The organism is Leptospira selangorensis (assembly GCF_004769405.1).
GTDB lineage: Bacteria > Spirochaetota > Leptospiria > Leptospirales > Leptospiraceae > Leptospira_B > Leptospira_B selangorensis.
The window spans coordinates 341,807-360,205 of record NZ_RQES01000010.1 but is presented as its reverse complement, the minus strand read 5'-3'; the positions used below and the strand labels follow the sequence as shown (position 1 = coordinate 360,205).

The following is an 18,399-nucleotide window of genomic DNA, read 5'->3' as shown; positions in this document are numbered from 1 at the left end:
GGAATTCCAACATCGCGTATCCATAAGAAACTTCGGATTATTCTCCCTTCTTCTTAGCTAACCAATCCGCTATTTTTTGGTAAATATCGGAAGGAGCGGACTCGTGTGCGAATAAAGAAAGATGATCGTAATCTATTTTTCCTCCATTGTCTCGTCCTGCTTCGAAAAATTGAGTGAATCCTCTTTTTCTACGATAAACCGGATGAATGGATTCGGAAGTTGCGATATTGTCTAACTTGCCAGCAACAAATAGGGTCGGAAAATCCATTAACTCGAAATCGGCCCAAACTTTTGGATTTTCTTCTAATGAAGGAAGATAATTCCATAATGTTTGGTAAAGATATAAAGTAGTAGGATTGTCTTCATCTAAAGAGATAAATCTGGAACAGAAGCTATCTTTATTCTTACAAGAATTGGAAAGATCAGTTCCGAATCGTTTTTCTTTTTTCATATCGTCTACGAAACTGTCATTATACTTATAATCCATTCCTGTCCCTAAAAAGAAAACTTTGGAGATTGCTGGATCTTTTTTGGAGCGGATATAATGTAGAATTGCCTGGCCTCCTACTGAGACTCCGCCTAAAATATAATCTTTACGATTGCTTAAACCTTGGACTTGAGAGACTGCTTGAGGGATCAGCTTTTCTCCCACTTCTTTCAGATCTAATCCGGGATATACTTCGAAATGTAAAAGGAAAACTGAGAATCCGTTTCCGCTTAATACTCCGATCAGTCCGTTATAATCTCCAAGATACAAAGACTTTTTATTCACTAAGATCGGGTCCAAAAGTAGGACAGGCGGATAATCGGAGCTGTGTTTTAAGAAGTTGGTCAGATATACGTTAGACGCTATATTTGCTGTCTGATTTTTAAACGCTTCTTCCGTGATCACTGCATATCTTGTGCAGGAGAAAAATAGGAAAATAGCAAATAAGAAGAATATGATTTTATTTTTGAATTTCATTTTATGATCCGGAATTAATTTCTTTTGTTCAACCAGTGAATGATTGTCGGGAACACTTCGTCATCCGCCTTCTTTCCTACGACTAGATCGGTGTGACCATAGTCTTCTGAAAAACCTTTTCCTTTAGAAAGTATGAATAAGGTTTTATCCGTAGAGCCTAAGTTATCGTAAACATACCTAAGTGAATATGTGAATCCTAGTTTGTCCCTTCTGCCCGCAACTAATAGCACAGGGATCTTGATATTTCCGAAAGCTTGCGAATAGATTAGTTTTCCATCTTCCGAACGGAACTGTCCTGTCTCTACGATCTTATCCATCTGTCTTGCTTCTCTTTTGGAGACTGTAGCAATGGAATCGGTAAAGACCCCGGATACAATTTTAGGATCTATATTCGGTGCGTGCCAAAATACTTCTTCGAAACTTCTTTTAGGAAAAATAGGTAGCCCTGTTCCTCCTCTGACTCCGGACCAAGTTTCGGTCGGAACTGCCGGCCATAAATTTAATGCCCAAGTAAAACTGGACCATAATTTTAAAGCATCGGATGGCGGATCCATGACTGCGGGTGAACCGATTGCTACGAAGTTCGCCACTCTGTTCTCGCCTAAACTTCCGAGCCTTGCGTATTGGAGCATCCCCCCCATACTATGGCCGATCCAATTCACCTTTTCTTTACCGGTGGTTTTGAGAACGTATTGGATCGCAGCGTCCGCATCTTGTTTTATATAATCATCGATGGAATAATCAAAAGTTTTATCTCCCCAAAATAAAGACGGAGATCCTGCTTCTTGTTTTCCTCTTAATTCTAAAAGCCAAACATCATAACCTTCTTTTTGAAGATGTGCCACTATGGAGGACTTTTCATTTATCTTAAGATAGATACGATTCGCTATAAATCCGTGACAGAGTATCACAGGATATTTTTTATTAGCGGATCCTTGCAGAGGGGGAAAATGTTCCAGGGTGATATCCCAACCATCCGAGGTTTTAGGATGAAGGATCTCTCCTTTTAGCGCGATATTCGCGGAACAAGAAACGATTAGAGGTACACAAACGAAGAATGCGAAAAGAAAACGAAGCATACCCGCGATCCTCCTCCTTGCCGAAATGGAATCAAGGAAAATTCAAAACTAAATTTGAAGTAAAGAACGATGTTCGTATTAACCGATATGCAAAAAATTTAGAATATAGTCCACCGACTTCTTCACGGTTGGAAAGAATCGGATCTTATGAAGTAGCGGATTCCACCAACCTGTAGTAATACAAAAATACGTATCGTATGGAGCCGTATGATGTATTTTATGATGCTCGGGAGAAAGTATCCAACGCTTTTTTTGCATATATTTGATGAGTTTATTCGGCTCGTCTTGGTGGGCCCATTTATGGATCTGATTGGTGAAGAAGATCCCGACTAGAACAAGTATCCAAAATGTTCTGGCCCAAGGAAAGTTTTCGTTCCCCAACGGAGCAAAAAAGCAGTACAAAAGAATGGGAAGAGACACTAGGCAATTATTCCCGTTAGTTTCCACGAAATCATGTCGAGTGATACCTTTAGGATCCACATGATGATCTCTAAAAGGAAAAATAAAAGCAGGTCCGATATAAGGAGTAAATTCGTTCCCGAAACTATCTCCTAAAAAATGAACAAAGCCGGAAATAAAGTCAGCAGTTATATAAGCTAAGAATAAGAGAGCTACAAGTTCGGCTAAAAAAATCCAGGGAGAATCCTGGAAGGCCGACAGGGATAATGTTCCGAACTCATACAGACATAGTCCCGAAAAAACTAAGAATAAAAGTATACTTAGAACTTCCACTAGCCTATGGATCTTAAAAGGAGAAGGGAATAAAATTTTCAGGAAGTTCATAGTTCTCATTTAAAACCGATACATAAGAGATAAATCGATCAAAAATTTAGATATTTCGGATTAACGAAATGTTCTTGCACACTTGAATTTTATTCGGATTTTTAAATCCCGCTTTTCAATCCCGCGTAAGAAATTCTTATTTGAAAGTCCACGGCATTAAGAATGAATCTACAACGTCTTAAAAGATCGATTTATCCTCCATTATCCGCCGACCCTGAAAAAGACGTTTCGATCAAACTTCTTTATGGTCTGATGTATATCACCTTCACAGTTGCGGTCTTATATAGGATCATTCATCCCCTTATTTCTGAAAAACCTAAGAACGTTTATTATTCTTTCTATATTATTCCAACTGCAGTGATCATTTGCCACCTTCTCGCTAAATCGGGAAGGGTTAAACTCGGCTCAAATATCATGATCTTCCTACAATGGTTGGCCCTTTGTATCGTGTCTATGAGAGAAGGTGGAGTTTATGCTACATCATTCTCTCAATTTATGATCATTATAGTGCTGGCTTCTTTGATCTTAGGACAAATTGGATCTTTATTTTACGCACTTCTTTCCTTTTCAGTAGGACTCTTGAGTATATATTTAAAGTCGAAGGGAATGATACCTGCTCCAAATTTTCCTACAGGAGAATGGTCAGCATTCATAGGGAATTCAGTAGGCTTCTTCATGTCCTGGATCTTAATGAAATTCGGTCTATCAGGATTATCTAAAATACGAGAAGAATTATCCAGGGCGCAGATCCATGCCAAATTAGGCGGGATCACTTTGAATTTAGAGACTAAGGAAGTAACCTTAACTAAAGAATATCGTATCATGCTTGGGGATAAATCAGCAAAAGGATCCGTGACTATATTAATGGATCAGTTTTTAGAAAAATATATAGAAGGGGATGATAAGGAAAGAATCGTATCTATCCTTGCAGAAGGAGCAAAACATTTTAACGATCCTTCTTACTCCACTGAATTTATTTTTAAAGCTAAAGGCGACGACGGAAAAACCAGATATATTTTGGCTAAAGGGAAATATAAGGATTCCATAATTGGTTATGGAACCGGGCAAGATATTACCGAAAAACATATAGCAGGCGAAGAGATCAAAGCAAGTCAGGAATTATTCTCTAAAGTATTCAAATTAAGTCCTTATGCTACATCTATTTCTAATTTTGAAGATGGAACATACGTAGATATTAACGATGGTTTTACCGAATTACTTGGGTTCACGAGAGAAGAGGCAATAGGCCGCACAAGTGTGGAGCTTGGTATCTGGTTGAGTTCTGCCGAAAGAGAGTTTTTTAAAGAAAAGATCATAAAAGACGGATTTTTACATAATGAAGAAGTAACATTCAGAACTAAGGATGGACGTTATCTCCAAGTGGAATTTTCCACTCGATTCACTGTGATCGATGGAGAAAGACGCATGATCAATATGGTAAAAGACGTTTCTTCCAAAAAAGAGGCGGAAAAATTAAAGATCTTGAATAATGAGATCTCTGCTCAGAACGAATTGATCGAGAAACAAAAAACGGAATTAGAGTCTGCACTTGCGCATCTTCAAAAAACACAAAACCAATTGATACTTTCAGAAAAAATGGCCTCTCTTGGACAGTTGGTCGCAGGGATTGCTCATGAGATCAATAATCCGATCGGTGTGATCAGAGCTGCAAACGAATCTGTCAAAAGCCATTTTGATCGTGTATTAGATAGAATGCAAGAAGCAGCTTCCGTATTGCAAAATCTAGGTAACGAAGCCAAGATCGAATTCCAAACTTTATTAAAGAAAGGAAGAGCTTACCAAGAAATTATTCCTCCTAAAGTAGTAAGAGCTAAAACTAAAATTTTAGAATCTAGATTAAAAGAACTCGGTATTTTCGAAGCTAGAAATTTAGCGGAAGGTCTGATTGAAGCCGGATTAGAAGCGGCGCTCGAAGATTTCCCGAAACTATTCACCGGAGAAAAAATCCAACAAGTGCTCCAATATGCCTTGGATGAGATCCAAGCAAGTAGAAGTTCCAAATTAGTGGATATGTCAGTAGATAGAACTTCTAAAATCGTATATGCACTTAAAAACTTCTCTCATTTCAGTAATGGTGGACCTAAAGCTCCCGTAGATATCAGGGAAAGTATTGATACTGTTCTTACGATCTATCAAAACCAATTGAAGTCCGGTATTGAGATCATAAAAGAATATGAGGCGGGAACTCCTATCGTTCCAGGATATTCGGATGATCTATTGCATGTATGGACAAACTTGATCTATAACGCAGCCCAAGCGATGGGCTTTAAAGGAATTCTAAAAATAAACGTAGGTAATCGAGAAAAAGATAAGATCTGCATTAAGATTTCGGATAACGGGCCTGGTATTCCGGAATCGATACAAGAAAGAATTTTCGAACCATTTTTTACAACCAAAGCTCCAGGAGAAGGTTCCGGACTCGGGTTGGACATAGTAAAACGTATCGTGGAAAACCACGGTGGAACTATAGGATTCGAAACTTCTTCCGATGGAACAGCGTTTTTAGTAATTTTACCTCAATGAGTTTTACTTTTTAAAAATTTTTCTATCTTAGGGCGGATCACATAATGACAGTAAGGCTGTCCTGAGTTTAGTCTGAAATAATTTTGGTGGTAATTTTCCGCCGGAAAAAACTTTTCTAAGGCAACGATTTCTGTCACGATAGGAGAAGCAAACTTAGGCCCTGCTTCAGATCTAGAAGTTTCCGCAATTTCCTTCTGTGTTTGGTTTTCATATAAAATGATACTTCTATATTGAGGACCTTCGTCGTTACCTTGTTTATTCCTTGTAGTAGGGTCATGTGCTTCCCAGAAAATTTCTAAAATATTTTTGTAGGAGATCTTACTCGGATCGAATCCTACTCGGATCACTTCTGCATGACCTGTAAGCCCTGTACAAATCGATTTATAATTTGGTGCAGGATCATGTCCTCCTGCATATCCGGAGACAATGGATTCTACTCCATCCACCAATTGGTAGATCGCTTCTACACACCAAAAACATCCTCCACCTAAAACTGCGTATTCCAGACCTTTTTGTTCCGACATTCCATCCTCCTTTCTTATTAGATTTGATTCAGGCCGGAAAGTCGGAGCACGGAAACATTTTTCCGGATTTCTCGCGAAAAAACGTAAGCAGTAAGCCTGGATTGAGACCGGGACGGGTATGAAGTTGAAACTAATATTAAACCCCAAACCGATTAAAAGTAAATCCTGGAAGGCAAAGTCCCCCAGAGAATCCATGCCAGTTTGTACCTTGATTCTACCGGATAAGTTGTATAAAAATTATCTTAAAAACTGGAATGGATCTAGACCGGGAGCAACATGCCTAAAGGATTTATTGGAATTATACGGACCGGATTTGCAATTCCAAGAGAAACTAAATCCGGATTCCGCTTTGATGATGTATCAAAAAAAGGAAGAAGGTAGGCAGAAAGATTGGAGTCGCCTGAATTTTAGGCCGGATCTGGAAGATTGGAATCTTTTAGGTAACTATGCAAGAAAACACGGAGTCTCTAAATGTTACTTGTTTACGTTTTTGTTAAGCAGATACTTTTCGGATCCTCCTTCTCCGGAGGTTTCCAAAAAGAAGAAGGTAGCCTGATCGAAAATTAATCCCTGTTACGGATCGGATGGATAGGTTGTCCTGAACTTAATTTTGCGATCTCATCTTCTACAGAAACCAATCTTTGGATTGTAGTATTTAAGAGGAGTGAGAAAAATTTAGGATTTGTTTGTCCGATCCTATAGAACATTTCCTGGTCCAAGATACCTATTTTTGCTTTTTCAGTGATCACTCTTGCAGTTGCGGCCCTAGGCACGTTATTGATCAATGCGATCTCTCCGAAAAAGGATCCAGGTTCTAAATTTCGGATCACTCTTTCTTCTCCGTCGTAAGACTTTCTGATCTCCAGAGCTCCAGTGAATACGAAATACATCATTCCGTTGGAAGGATCTTTTTCCTTAAAAACATCTTCTCCGGCGAGATAGGTTTTAACGGATACGTTATTAATGAATTCTAAAATATTAATTCCCATCTTATGATTCCTTGTTTACTGCCGCAGCTTCAGTGTCTGGTGTTTCGGAAGTTTCTGAAACTTCTGCTTCTTTCAGGACCGCTGGTGCTTCTGAACCTTTGGACTCTTCTTCTTTTTTATGGATCTCCGTATAAAGAGCTTCCAGTTTCACTTCTGCTCGATTCAGTTTTTCGAAAGTGTTTTTAAGAAGTAAGAGAAGGAATTGAGGACTTGTTTTTTCCAGTTTTTCGAAAACACCCTTATTCAGGACTCCAAGCTTTGCAGAAGGAGAAAGAACCTGGACCGACATCGCTCTGGCTCTTCCGGAAATTAAAGCGATCTCTCCGAAAAATTCTCCAGGGAAAACTTCCTTGATGGATTTGTCTCCGGCGTCCGGGCGATTCTTGCTGACCATTAAATGCCCATGGAAAAGGAAATACATGTTTCCGTCGGATTCTTCTCCCTCTTTGAATATGAAGGAATCTTTGGGATAAACCCGGGTAAAAACGCTATGAACGAAATCCAGAATGGTCGGCATTTTATGTAAGACGGCAAAAATCCTACATATCCAGGCCGGATCTGAATTTTTTCAAAGATCAATTTTGATGAATCGTTCTAAAATACAGTTCGACCAGGTTTCAGTCGAATCCGTCCAAACTAGCCAATGTAAGAAAGGAAAGCATGAAACTAATATAAACTATAATTTGAAATACTGCCGTAAGGATCAGATAAACGGATCTGAATTTTAAACCGATCGTTTTAGTCAGAAAATTTTCCCAGGTCGCTACTAAGATAATTGGAACCGACATTAGAAGTTCCGGAGTGCTGATCTCCGTCTTGAATAAACTTCCTAGTTTGGAGCCGATTAGAAATAATACAAGGCTTACAACACTGAAAAACAAAGCTTTGAGACTTCCTAAACCTTCTTGCGTTTCTGAAAATTTTTCCAGAAATAGATTTCGAAAGGAAGCAATTCCTGCATTATATAAAACTAATACAGTTACCACCAACCATATCAATCCTATGATCTCAGTATTGGTTGCAGATGGTTGGCTTCTGACCGTGGGAGAAGAATAAGTCATTACAAAAATGAATATAGATATGGCGGAAATTATAGATAGAACGAAAAGGATTAGAACAGGATTTAAAATTTTAGACTTCAAGTGCGCCTTCCGGTTTCGGAAAGGATCTAAGTCTCGGTATTTTCAGGCAAGGAAAAGATAATATTTTAGAGAAAGACCGCCTATTGTTAGTAAGGCGGTATTAAGCGAATAACGTTATTCTGAAATTGAGATCTTATTCATATAAAAACATTATACTCGGAGTATAATGTTTTCCGAACTTAGGTTATAGTTTTAATTCCCTTTTCTTAAAATCAGGAAGGAGAGTCCTTGCCTATCTAATAGAACAGAGTGAAAGGATTTATATGTATTATAATCCAAAATTGCCAGGTTCTTGGTTTGGTCCGCAGCTGCGTTTAACGAAAATGGGATCCAAGGTTTGAATTGATTGGTTTGGCTGATTCCAAACTCTGATTGATTAACTCCTGATAGAACCGGGATCGGTTTTTCTATAAAAGTAGAAAGACCGGAAGAAAATGGAAATAGAGGAGCAGAATCTAAACCTGGAGAATAGATAATCGGCTCGATCGGAGCAACCAATCCATTATCGGCAAGAACTGCTATATCCAACTCGGACAAATGTCTAAGCACATCTCCAACTTTCCCACCGAGTAAATTATCGGAGAACAAAGAACGTGCAGCACCTAAGAGAAGTAAATCGATCTCTTTACTTTTTGCGATCTCCACGATCCCTGGCACAATCCAGTCGGAAGGAAATCCTACGGTTTCAAAACTGAATTCCGAACCTGCAGCTTCTTCTCTAACTGCTTGGAAAATTTCATCTTCTTCTAATATAGGAAATCCTTCGGATTTAGTTTCCACTGAAACGACATGTAACGCTACTATGGAAAGATTTTCTTTGGACTTAGAGAATAGGGCTCTTGTTAGCCCGAAAAGTTTTGCTCCCATCTTGGGATTGGCAAACGAAATTAGAACTTTCATTTTCGCCTCCTAGGTTATAAATTCCCCGGAACTATTTCAATGGATGAAAAAATCCCGAAGTCAGAATGAGCCGGGAAGATTGGAAGGAACTCCTGTCTTCTCTCCATGCCTACGAAGTTAGCTGACGGGCTAGGAAAGAGAGATTTCCCCCGTAAGAAACGGTTAGCCCCAAAATTTGGTTCCTCCGCTCCGACTTAAGTCGGATTAAGCAGACTCTGAACGAAGTGTAGCTAGAAAAACGAATTTGTCAAGTAGTAGATTGAAGTCATTACTTAAGATAGGAACAGCAATAGTCGCTTAGTTTTTTAACGTTTAGTTTGAATTTGGAATTTGCAGGAACTTCAAAAGATTGTCCACCTTTGATTTCCTTCCACTCTGCATTTCCAGGTAGTTGGACCAAAAGATCTCCTTCTAGGATTTCCATAATTTCTTTATCATCAGTTCCAAACTCGTACTCTCCAGGCATTAAGATGCCTAGTGTCTTTTTTTCTCCATTTGAGAATAATACGGTTCTACTGGTGACCTTGCCGTCAAAGTATACGTTCGCTTTTTTAATTACCGTTACGTTATCGAATTGTTGCATTATAGAATCAAGCTCCGAAACTAAAATTTAGAACAGAGCTTAGAACGATACCAAATAATTTCTTATTTAGAGGTCAACCAACGCATTCCTTCTTCTCTGGAAGGAGTATTGATCAGATCAATATTTCCTGCCTTCATGGATTTAGTATCGATTGAAAGTTCTGATAATACGGATTGAGGGATCACGATTGCGATCTTTTTTAAACTAGAAGCAATTGCTTTAGGGAACCAGGTTTCGTTCACCCAGGTTTGCGCTTCCGCAGAAACGATTCCCATATTGGAAGTGTCCGCCATCCATTTGGTTACTTGTTTTTCTCTTACAAGTTCAAGGCCCTTCTCCAACATCTCCCGGTAACCTTCGTAGCTGAAATTTTCAGTCCAGACGATCTCTACCAGATCATACTTCTTAACGTAATATAGTTTTCCGATCGCGGCAGTAAACTTGAGTTCGTGAGTTTTCGAATCCAGCTCCTTTGCTGTGGCTTTTGTTTTTTCAGCAATCCGGAACATCTCAACAGTATTCCCTAATTTATCTGCGGTATTAGAAATACCTAAAATTCTTTCCGCTAAAGTATCACTATTCTCAGAGTTATTCACTGCTAATGCACTGATAGAAGAAACCGAATCCACAACTTCTCTAGTAGCCGTATTATGTTCTGTGACAGCATTTCTAATTTCGTCGGAACGTTTGAATACAAAGTCAGCTTCTTTTAAAACTGAGTTCCTGAGTTCTTGTTGGGAATTTACTGCGGCTTTGACTTCCGTAATCTGTGCGGACATTCTATCTATCGTTTCTATAATTTCTTGGATCTCTTTTGTGGTGATCTGGATCCTTTCCAAACCTTGGGACATATCTTCTTGGTTTTTTTTCACCAATTCATTGATACTTCTTACACTTAGAGCGGTTCTTTCCGCAAGTTTGGAAACTTCATCTGCAACTACAGCAAAACCTCTTCCTGCTTCTCCTGCCCTTGCGGCTTCGATAGACGCGTTAAGTGCGAGCATATTGATTTTTTCACTGATGTCCGCGATATTCCCGATCGTCTTAGTGATCTCTTTGGAACTTTTAGAAAGATTATCTATTGCCTGTCCCATATAATTTAAGGACTGTGAACCCTTCTCTGCACGTTTAGAAATATCTTCAAAAGAAACTAAGGTCTCATCTACCTGGCCTTTCGTTTTTTCGATCGCAGAAGAAAGTTTCTCCACTTCGGAAACTAAATTGCTCATACTGTTCGCATTCTCTCCTGCTATGGAAGAGATAGAAGTTGCTACTCCTGAAATTTCTTCAATGGAGGCGGAGACTTCTTCAGTAGCTGCTGACTGGGATTGTATATTGGAGCCGAAATCCAAAACTACAGTTCTCATTTCTCCTGAATCTGTAGAAAGAACTTCCGCAGTACTTCTGATAAGTCCGATCAACTCGGATTGGCCTTGTAACATTCTATGAAAACTTTCGTAAAAATCAAAAAGTAGGTCTTTTGAATTTGTTTCTATTCTAGCGGTTAGATCACCTTTACTAACCTTCTTAAATGAGTCTTGTATGGTTTGGAATGTTTTAGCAAGCCAGGTGCCTGAAAAAATTCCCATACACAAGGAAAAGAAAACTCCGACTCCAGCAGAGATGGAAACAGCGGATCCAATTTTTTCAGCAGGGAGAATTCCTAAAATATAGAATGTCCCGAGTATGGAGCCAAGAACCAAAGAAGTGAAAATGGAGTAAGAGAAAAAATAATAAAGCCTAAGTTTGAATAACATTGAGATTCCTTTCTGTATAGGACGGAGATCTTTTTTGGAACCTATTCTAAGTCAGTCTTAAATTGAAAATAGATCTGAATCCTTGGGGCCTTCTTCCTTTATTTTGAAAGTATAAAGGTAGAAGTTTAACTGTTTGGGAATCAAATTTCTATCCCTTATGGGATGCTTACTGCATATTTTTTCTGTCAGACCGGCTCCAGGACTGCTTAAAATCCAAAATTCTTGACTTTTTTAGAATCTTACGGAAACTTGAGAGGTGCTTTAGCACTCTAACTTGCAGAGTGCCAATAAGAATAGATATGGAACTATCCCAAAGACATAGGATGATCCTTAAGGCCACTGTGGACGAGTTTATCCAAGAGAACCGTCCAGTTGGCTCTAAAACCTTATTCGACAAACATGATATAGGTTTGTCCCCGGCTTCTATACGTACTGTTCTTAAGGAATTGGAAGAGATGGGATATCTCGCTTCTCGCCATACTTCCGGGGGAAGGATCCCGACAGAGATAGGATATCGATTCTATGTGGATTCGTTAGTGGTTCTTTATGAGCTAACTATTAAAGAAAAACAAAGGATCCAAGAAGAATATCTGAAGATGCAGTTCAAATTGGATCAGATCCTGAAAGCAACTGCAAGTGTTCTGGCAAGTCTTTCTAATTCTGCGGGAGTTGTATTAGGACCGGCCAAAAGTTTGGACACTCTCAAACATGTGGAATTGATCCATGTTCATGGGGACGAGGTCCTGATGATCATGGTTATGAGGTCCGGAGCGGTACTGAACCGAAGCGTATTCTTGGATCGAAATTATAGCCAGGAAGAGTTGTACCAGATCTCAAAGTATTTGAACGATAACGCGAAAGGTTATGATATGTTCGAGATACAGGAGAAGGTAATCCCTTCTTTATTGCTGAGAAAGGACGGACCATTAGATTTTTATAAAGTGTCCGGAGTGATCTCCGCGGCAATGACGCCGGATAACTCCGAAGTGTCTTTGTATATCGACGGTCTCAAGAACTTATACGGAAGATTTAAGGACGAAGAGGAAAAACTCAACCAGGTTCTCTCCCTACTGGATGATAAAAGATTCCTCACCGGAATGTTCGGAGATTATCCGGAACATGATGGAGTGTATACCGTCATAGGAAAGGACGGGGACGGAAGAATGGGCGGTGTGAGTATCATCACTTCCGGATATAGAATGGGAGAAAAACGGATCGGCGCTATGGGAATCATAGGTCCTCAGAGGATGGATTATCATAGAGCACTTCCACTTGTGGATTTTACTTCGAAACTAGTTTCGGAGATGATCACGCGTATTAGTAAGTAGTAATGAACCATGCAAGGAAATGATAGAGAGATGAGTCAAGAAGAAGCGGTCGCAACGCCTACCGGAGAAAATTCGGATGATTCCCAAAAACCGGAAAGCGTAGAGGAAACTTTACGTAAGGAATTGGATATTGCGAGAAAAGAGATTGAATCCTTAAAAGATTCTTGGACTCGCGAAAGAGCGGAGTTCCAGAATTATAAGAGAAGATCTGCACAAGAATTTTCTAATATTAAAAGGGAAGCCGTCAAATCTTTGGTAACGGAGTTTTTGAACCCGATCGATAATTTGGATCGTGTAGCTTCCGGTGTAAATGTTACGGAAGAATTAAAACCTTTCGTGGACGGAGTCACGATGATACAGAAGGAATTTTATTCCGTGCTGGAAAGATCCAATGTATTCAGACAATATCCTCAGGGAGAGGCGTTTGATCCGACTTCTATGGAAGCATTGTCTTCCGAAGAAGGGGATCAATACAAAGAAGAAACTGTGATCGAAGTTTATCAGGCAGGATTCTATATTAAGGAAAATGAAGATAAGTTCTCCTTAAGACCTGCAAGGGTGAGAATTGGAAAACCCAAAGCTTAAGCTTTGGGTATAGGCGCAATGGTGCCTTGAATAGAACGAACTAAATCATGAATAACCGCCAAGGAAGGATCCAATGGCGGAAGGAGAAACCAAAATGTCAAAAGAGAAGATTATCGGAATCGACTTAGGAACCACAAACTCTTGCGTTTCCGTTATGGAAGGTGGGGACCCGGTAGTAATCCAAAACTCCGAAGGTGCTAGAACTACTCCGTCTATCGTTGCTTTTACCGCTAAAGGAGAAACTTTGGTAGGTCAGTTCGCTAAGAACCAGGCAATTACGAACGCAGTAAATACTATTCGTTCCGCAAAAAGATTTATAGGGCGCAGATTCAACGAGACCGAACAAGAGATGAAGCACGTTTCCTATAAAGTGATCAAAAGTGGAAACGACGGATTAAAATTCGAAACTGCTACCGGAGAGTTTACTGCTCAAGAGATCTCTGCTCGTGTTCTTCAAAAGATGAAACAAACTGCAGAAGATTATCTTGGCCAAAAAGTGACCAAGGCAGTTATCACTGTTCCTGCTTATTTCAATGATGAACAACGTCAGGCGACTAAAGATGCGGGACGGATTGCGGGTCTAGAAGTAGAAAGGATCATTAACGAGCCAACCGCTGCTGCACTTGCTTACGGTTTTGATAAGAAGAAAAGTAACGCTAAAATCGCCGTTTATGACTTAGGAGGAGGAACCTTCGACGTTTCTATCCTTGAGTTGGGAGACGGAGTATTCGAAGTAAAATCTACCAACGGTGATACTCACTTAGGTGGAGACGATTTTGATATGGTCATCATGGAATGGATGATCGAAGAATTCAAAAAACAATACGGGATCGATATCTCTCAAGATAAAAATACCGTTCAACGTTTGAAAGAAGCTGCGGAGAAGGCGAAGATCGAACTTTCCGGGACCATGTCCACTCAAGTGAATCTTCCATTCATCACTGCTGATGCAACCGGACCAAAACACTTGGATATGAATCTTACTAGAGCTAAGTTTGATCAGTTAACCGGTCGTTTGGTAGACAGAACTCGTATTCCATGCGAGAACGCGTTACGTGATGCTGGCTTGAAAGCTTCCGACATCGATGAAGTGATATTAGTGGGAGGATCCACTCGTATTCCTGCGGTACAAGAACTTGTAAAAGGAATTTTCGGAAAAGAACCGAATCGTTCCGTAAACCCAGACGAAGTAGTGGCAATCGGTGCTGCTATCCAAGGTGGAGTTTTAGCGGGAGAAGTTTCAGACGTTCTTCTTTTGGATGTAACTCCACTTTCACTCGGTATCGAGACTTTGGGTGGTGTGATGACCAAGTTGATCGAAAGAAACACTACGATCCCAACTAAAAAATCTCAGGTATTCTCAACTGCTGCGGATAATCAAAATGCAGTGTCTATCCATGTTCTCCAAGGAGAAAGAGATATGGCTGCTGGTAACCGCACACTCGGAAGATTCGATCTGATCGGAATTGCACCTGCACCTAGAGGAGTTCCTCAAATCGAAGTTACATTCGATATCGATGCGAACGGTATCGTGCATGTTTCTGCAAAAGATCTGGGAACTGGTAAAGAGCAAAAGATACGTATTGAATCTTCTTCCGGACTAAGCGAAGACGAGATCTCTAAAATGGTAAAAGATGCAGAAGCTCATGCTGCTGCAGATAAGGCCGCTAGAGAACTTGTAGAAGCTAAGAACGAGTTGGATACGATCACTTATTCTTTGGAAAAAGCGGTTACGGACGCTGCGGATAAACTTTCAGACAGCGAAAAACAATTGGCGAATGACGAGATCAAACGTGCAAGAGAAGCGATCGAATCAGGTGATATCGGTCGTATCAACGCTGCGAAAGAGTCCATCACTAAGAGGGCTTCGGAAATAGGTTCTAAAATTTATTCCCAAGGCGCTCCGGGTCAGGAAGCAGGCCCAGGACCTAACGATGCCGGACCTGGAGAAGGCGCAGACAATTCCCAAGCTAAGGGAGAAAAGGTCGTGGACGCCGACTATACCGTAGTGGACGATGAGAAAAAGTAACTAAGACATGAGTGACAAAAGTTACTACGATATCCTCGGAGTTTCCAAATCCGCGACTGATGAAGAAATCAAGTCCGCGTATCGGAAGTTAGCTATCAAATATCACCCTGATAAGAATCAGGGTGATAAAGCTGCTGAAGATAAATTTAAGGAAGCTACCGAGGCCTACGAAGTTTTAAGAGACGCCAATAAACGTCGCATGTACGACCAGTACGGCAAGGCCGGAGTGGGTGCAGGCGCTCAAGGTGGATTTGGAGGAGGAGCATATACTGACTTCTCCGATATCTTCGGTGATTTTGGAGATATTTTCGGCGACTTCTTCGGAGGAGGAAGAGGAGCTGGTGGCGGTGGCCGCAGATCCGGTCCTCAACGCGGTTCAGATCTTCGTTATAATCTAGAAGTTTCCCTCGAAGACGCTGCTCTAGGCAGGGAATATAAAATCGAAATTCCAAGACTAGAAACCTGCGTAGATTGCGGAGGCTCCGGCGCAAACAAAGGAAGCACTCCTGCTACTTGTCCGGACTGCGGAGGTTCAGGACAGATTCGTAGATCTCAGGGTTTCTTCTCCGTTGCGACTACTTGTGGTACTTGTCGTGGAAAAGGTACAATCATTTCCAATCCATGCAAGACCTGTCATGGACAAGGTCTGGTAGAAAAAAGACGTACTATCAATATTAAGATCCCTCCTGGTATCGAATCCGGCAGCAGATTAAAAGTTTCCGGAGAAGGGGAAGCAGGGCCTAACGGTGGTCCTCATGGAGATCTATATGTGGTAACACATATTAAGAAACATGAATTATTCGAACGCCAGGCAAACGACTTGATCTTGAATAAAAAGATCAGCCTTACACAAGCTATTTTAGGTGGAGACATTGAAGTTCCAACCATAGACGGCAAAAAGGTTAAGATGAAAATTCCGGAAGGAACCGAGTCAGGCCAAGTGTTCCGTTTGAAAGGTCATGGTATTCCGTATCTAGGCGGATATGGAAAAGGGGACCAGCATGTGATCGTTCGCATTGAGATCCCGAAAAAACTGACTAGACGACAAAGAGAATTGATCGAAGAATTTGCCCGTGAGTCCGGAGAATCTGTTTCCGGTTCTAAGGGTAAAATTTTTACGAATAAGTAATATCCACAAAAAGGAAGTTTCATGACTAACAAAGTCAAGATCGGGGTAATCGGGACAGGCCATATGGGCCAATACCACGTTAACGTGGCGAAAACATTAAGCGATGCGGAGTTGATCGGTATTTACGACTCCGATTCCGAAAGAGCATCTCAGATGGCGGAAAAACATAAAACTTCCGCCTTCTCTACTGTAGACGATCTGATCAAACATACCGATTCTGTGATCATCGCAGTGCCTACATTCTTACATCATGAAATAGGTAAGAAGGCACTTCTCGCCGGCAAACATGTTTTGGTAGAGAAACCGATCGCAGAAACTTTAGAACAAGCAAAAGAGCTAGTGGACCTTGCTTCTAAAAACAATTTGGTCTTACAAGTTGGTCACGTTGAACGTTTTAACGGAGCGGTTCTTGAACTCGGAAAGATCGTTACTGAACCTCTATTGATCGAATCCAGAAGATTAGCCCCTTTTAATCCTAGAATTAAGGATGTGGGAGTAGTTCTGGATATGATGATCCACGATATAGATATCGTTTTGAATCTTGTAAAATCTCCCGTCAAATATCTAAGTGCAGTGGGGACCAAAGTGGTTTCAGCTCACGAAGATATTGCATCCGTTATTCTTCATTTTGAGAACGGCGCGATCGCGAATATTTCCGCCAGCAGAAATACACAATCTAAAATTCGGACCCTGAATATCACTCAAAAAGACGTGTACATCACATTGGATTTTAGCGACCAAGAGATCGAGCTTCATAGACAGGCAACTTCGGACATTCTACTTAGGACCGGAGAGATCAAATATCGCCAAGAATCAATCGTTGAGAAGATCTTTGTTCACAAGGATAACCCTTTAAAACAAGAACATGAACATTTTGTAAAATGTATCTTGAAAGAAACGGAACCTTTAGTGGATGGAAGATCCGATATCCAAACTCTGGAAATCGCGTACAGAATTTTGAAAGAGATACATAAAAACTGATCGGGTAGTATGGAAAACGGATTCAGCGGAAAAGTATTAATCTCTAATTCATCTATCGTTACGGATTATTTTAATCGTACAGTGATCCTAATGGTGGAACACGATCAATCAGGTGCATTCGGTCTTGTACTGAATAAAAAAATGGATGTTGCATTAAGCGAAGTGATCCAAGGAATTCCGGAAGGAATAGACGGTTCGTCTCCGATCTATTCCGGAGGTCCTGTAGATCCTACATTTGTTTCCATTCTTCATGATAATCCTAAATTAAAACAGCCTGGGATTGAAGTTATCCCTGGTGTGTTTCTTGCCAGAAGTTTCGAAGCCCTGGTGGAATTATTAGAACATCCTGATAAAACAAAGTTTAACGTATACCAAGGATATTCCGGTTGGGGAGCTGCCCAATTAGAAGGTGAGATGGAACGTAAATCTTGGGTGGTTCACGATCCGAATGCAGAGTGGATCTTTACAGAAGATCCTGAAACAACTTGGCAAGAAGCCTTAAAAAGCAAAGGTGGATTGTATAAGTATTTCGTGGAACATACAAAAGATCCAATGTTAAACTAGATCTATGCTTTCTTCTTTGATCGGAACGGAAATTTTAGCTGGTATGATTACTCCGGCCGTTTTGATCTCGGCCAGTGCTAGTTTGATTTTTTCTACCGCGAATCGTTTAGGTAGAATATTCGATCGAGTTAATTTACTTAAAAATGAGATAGAAGGTGTCGTGGACGGAAAACTTTCTTTTCCGGAAGAACGACAAGCATATCTCAGAAGACAATTAAAGATCCAAAAGAAAAGAGCAAATCTGATCCAAAGATCTATGGCAGCGCTTTATACTGCGACTTTGTTCTTTGTTTCTTCCAGCTTAAGTTTGGGGATTATCGTAGCGATATCAAGTCCTGCTTCTTGGATTGCTACCGGACTTGCATTGGTAGGCGGAATTTTTTTGTTTATCGCAAGTAGTCTTTTGCTGTACGAAAGCCGTTATAATTTGAATTTTATCCAAGGCCAGATAGAATTTGCGGAATTTCTGGAAGATAAAGTGGAGAAGAAGTCCGACGATCCTTCTTCCAAAAGATAGG

Annotated in this window: 19 protein-coding genes and 1 riboswitch; of the genes, 9 read left to right on the top strand and 10 right to left on the bottom strand. The window is 40.4% G+C overall.

The genetic code is table 11. The features are described from left to right. Window positions 1-37: 37 nt before the first annotated feature. The 3 genes from EHO58_RS07330 to EHO58_RS07320 form a co-directional block, all read right to left on the bottom strand. Complete coding sequence (locus EHO58_RS07330) at window positions 38-964, bottom strand: alpha/beta hydrolase (RefSeq protein WP_135628153.1); 927 nt, start codon at window positions 962-964, stop codon at window positions 38-40. Window positions 965-978: 14 nt separating this feature from the next. Beyond that, window positions 979-2,043 carry an alpha/beta fold hydrolase gene (locus tag EHO58_RS07325; protein ID WP_135679496.1) on the bottom strand — a complete coding sequence of 355 codons (1,065 nt, stop codon included), beginning with the start codon at window positions 2,041-2,043 and terminating at the stop codon, window positions 979-981. Between the two features lie 78 nt (window positions 2,044-2,121). Continuing rightward, window positions 2,122-2,835, bottom strand: coding sequence for a fatty acid desaturase CarF family protein (locus EHO58_RS07320; protein WP_135679495.1), 714 nt, complete (start codon window positions 2,833-2,835; stop codon window positions 2,122-2,124). 153 nt (window positions 2,836-2,988) lie between these two features. Between EHO58_RS07320 and EHO58_RS07315 the strand changes: the two genes are divergently transcribed. Further along, window positions 2,989-5,370: a PAS domain-containing sensor histidine kinase gene (locus EHO58_RS07315; RefSeq protein WP_135679494.1), complete on the top strand. Its 2,382-nt coding sequence runs from the start codon at window positions 2,989-2,991 to the stop codon at window positions 5,368-5,370. Here EHO58_RS07315 and msrA read toward each other — a convergent pair. Then, window positions 5,364-5,894, bottom strand: a complete 531-nt coding sequence (gene msrA / locus EHO58_RS07310; protein ID WP_135628157.1) for a peptide-methionine (S)-S-oxide reductase MsrA — start codon at window positions 5,892-5,894, stop codon at window positions 5,364-5,366. The genes EHO58_RS07315 and msrA overlap by 7 nt on opposite strands. 118 nt (window positions 5,895-6,012) lie before the next feature. Between msrA and EHO58_RS07305 the strand changes: the two genes are divergently transcribed. Then, entirely contained in the window at window positions 6,013-6,450 is a 438-nt protein-coding gene (locus tag EHO58_RS07305; protein ID WP_135628158.1) for a DUF1564 family protein, read from the top strand. 7 nt (window positions 6,451-6,457) lie between these two features. On the opposite strand, the gene EHO58_RS07300 is transcribed toward EHO58_RS07305, so the two are convergent. The 6 genes from EHO58_RS07300 to EHO58_RS07275 all read right to left on the bottom strand — a co-directional run bounded on the left by EHO58_RS07300 (window position 6,458) and on the right by EHO58_RS07275 (window position 11,265). Next, window positions 6,458-6,883 carry a cyclic nucleotide-binding domain-containing protein gene (locus EHO58_RS07300; RefSeq protein WP_100722112.1) on the bottom strand — a complete coding sequence of 142 codons (426 nt, stop codon included), beginning with the start codon at window positions 6,881-6,883 and terminating at the stop codon, window positions 6,458-6,460. Between the two features lies 1 nt (window position 6,884). Further along, window positions 6,885-7,400: a Crp/Fnr family transcriptional regulator gene (locus EHO58_RS07295; RefSeq protein WP_135679493.1), complete on the bottom strand. Its 516-nt coding sequence runs from the start codon at window positions 7,398-7,400 to the stop codon at window positions 6,885-6,887. 100 nt (window positions 7,401-7,500) lie between these two features. Further along, complete coding sequence (locus EHO58_RS07290; RefSeq protein WP_135679492.1) at window positions 7,501-8,025, bottom strand: hypothetical protein; 525 nt, start codon at window positions 8,023-8,025, stop codon at window positions 7,501-7,503. Between the two features lie 192 nt (window positions 8,026-8,217). Next, window positions 8,218-8,925, bottom strand: coding sequence for a universal stress protein (locus tag EHO58_RS07285; protein WP_135628161.1), 708 nt, complete (start codon window positions 8,923-8,925; stop codon window positions 8,218-8,220). Between the two features lie 92 nt (window positions 8,926-9,017). Next, window positions 9,018-9,146: riboswitch (cyclic di-AMP (ydaO/yuaA leader) on the bottom strand. A gap of 47 nt (window positions 9,147-9,193) precedes the next feature. Beyond that, a complete protein-coding gene (gene ppnP / locus EHO58_RS07280; protein WP_135679491.1) occupies window positions 9,194-9,508 on the bottom strand; it encodes a pyrimidine/purine nucleoside phosphorylase in 315 nt (104 codons plus the stop codon). A 62-nt stretch (window positions 9,509-9,570) separates the two neighbouring features. Continuing rightward, window positions 9,571-11,265 (bottom strand): methyl-accepting chemotaxis protein, encoded by a 1,695-nt coding sequence (locus EHO58_RS07275; protein ID WP_135679490.1) that lies wholly within the window; start codon window positions 11,263-11,265, stop codon window positions 9,571-9,573. A 299-nt stretch (window positions 11,266-11,564) separates the two neighbouring features. On the opposite strand from EHO58_RS07275, the gene hrcA reads away from it, so the two are divergent. The 7 genes from hrcA (at window position 11,565) to EHO58_RS07240 (ending at window position 18,398) form a co-directional block, all read left to right on the top strand. Continuing rightward, window positions 11,565-12,593 (top strand): heat-inducible transcriptional repressor HrcA, encoded by a 1,029-nt coding sequence (gene hrcA, locus EHO58_RS07270; protein ID WP_135628164.1) that lies wholly within the window; start codon window positions 11,565-11,567, stop codon window positions 12,591-12,593. 30 nt (window positions 12,594-12,623) lie between these two features. After that, on the top strand, window positions 12,624-13,178 hold the full coding sequence (grpE, locus tag EHO58_RS07265; protein WP_135679489.1) for a nucleotide exchange factor GrpE: 555 nt from the start codon (window positions 12,624-12,626) through the stop codon (window positions 13,176-13,178). Between the two features lie 94 nt (window positions 13,179-13,272). Next, window positions 13,273-15,207: a molecular chaperone DnaK gene (gene dnaK / locus EHO58_RS07260; RefSeq protein ID WP_135679599.1), complete on the top strand. Its 1,935-nt coding sequence runs from the start codon at window positions 13,273-13,275 to the stop codon at window positions 15,205-15,207. Between the two features lie 7 nt (window positions 15,208-15,214). Beyond that, a complete protein-coding gene (dnaJ, locus tag EHO58_RS07255) occupies window positions 15,215-16,336 on the top strand; it encodes a molecular chaperone DnaJ (protein WP_135628167.1) in 1,122 nt (373 codons plus the stop codon). A gap of 21 nt (window positions 16,337-16,357) precedes the next feature. After that, window positions 16,358-17,317: a Gfo/Idh/MocA family protein gene (locus EHO58_RS07250; RefSeq protein ID WP_135628168.1), complete on the top strand. Its 960-nt coding sequence runs from the start codon at window positions 16,358-16,360 to the stop codon at window positions 17,315-17,317. 9 nt (window positions 17,318-17,326) lie between these two features. Then, entirely contained in the window at window positions 17,327-17,881 is a 555-nt protein-coding gene (locus tag EHO58_RS07245) for a YqgE/AlgH family protein (protein ID WP_135628169.1), read from the top strand. A gap of 4 nt (window positions 17,882-17,885) precedes the next feature. After that, a complete protein-coding gene (locus EHO58_RS07240) occupies window positions 17,886-18,398 on the top strand; it encodes a DUF2721 domain-containing protein (protein WP_135628170.1) in 513 nt (170 codons plus the stop codon). Window position 18,399: the final 1 nt, after the last annotated feature.

Coding starts and splice junctions, on each gene's coding strand:
- EHO58_RS07330 (WP_135628153.1), bottom strand. CDS start 964: ATGAAATTCAAAAATAAAATCATATTCTTCTTATTTGCTATTTTCCTA.
- EHO58_RS07325 (WP_135679496.1), bottom strand. CDS start 2,043: ATGCTTCGTTTTCTTTTCGCATTCTTCGTTTGTGTACCTCTAATCGTT.
- EHO58_RS07320 (WP_135679495.1), bottom strand. CDS start 2,835: ATGAGAACTATGAACTTCCTGAAAATTTTATTCCCTTCTCCTTTTAAG.
- EHO58_RS07315 (WP_135679494.1), top strand. CDS start 2,989: ATGAATCTACAACGTCTTAAAAGATCGATTTATCCTCCATTATCCGCC.
- msrA (WP_135628157.1), bottom strand. CDS start 5,894: ATGTCGGAACAAAAAGGTCTGGAATACGCAGTTTTAGGTGGAGGATGT.
- EHO58_RS07305 (WP_135628158.1), top strand. CDS start 6,013: ATGAAGTTGAAACTAATATTAAACCCCAAACCGATTAAAAGTAAATCC.
- EHO58_RS07300 (WP_100722112.1), bottom strand. CDS start 6,883: ATGGGAATTAATATTTTAGAATTCATTAATAACGTATCCGTTAAAACC.
- EHO58_RS07295 (WP_135679493.1), bottom strand. CDS start 7,400: ATGCCGACCATTCTGGATTTCGTTCATAGCGTTTTTACCCGGGTTTAT.
- EHO58_RS07285 (WP_135628161.1), bottom strand. CDS start 8,925: ATGAAAGTTCTAATTTCGTTTGCCAATCCCAAGATGGGAGCAAAACTT.
- ppnP (WP_135679491.1), bottom strand. CDS start 9,508: ATGCAACAATTCGATAACGTAACGGTAATTAAAAAAGCGAACGTATAC.
- EHO58_RS07275 (WP_135679490.1), bottom strand. CDS start 11,265: ATGTTATTCAAACTTAGGCTTTATTATTTTTTCTCTTACTCCATTTTC.
- hrcA (WP_135628164.1), top strand. CDS start 11,565: ATGGAACTATCCCAAAGACATAGGATGATCCTTAAGGCCACTGTGGAC.
- grpE (WP_135679489.1), top strand. CDS start 12,624: ATGAGTCAAGAAGAAGCGGTCGCAACGCCTACCGGAGAAAATTCGGAT.
- dnaK (WP_135679599.1), top strand. CDS start 13,273: ATGTCAAAAGAGAAGATTATCGGAATCGACTTAGGAACCACAAACTCT.
- dnaJ (WP_135628167.1), top strand. CDS start 15,215: ATGAGTGACAAAAGTTACTACGATATCCTCGGAGTTTCCAAATCCGCG.
- EHO58_RS07250 (WP_135628168.1), top strand. CDS start 16,358: ATGACTAACAAAGTCAAGATCGGGGTAATCGGGACAGGCCATATGGGC.
- EHO58_RS07245 (WP_135628169.1), top strand. CDS start 17,327: ATGGAAAACGGATTCAGCGGAAAAGTATTAATCTCTAATTCATCTATC.
- EHO58_RS07240 (WP_135628170.1), top strand. CDS start 17,886: ATGCTTTCTTCTTTGATCGGAACGGAAATTTTAGCTGGTATGATTACT.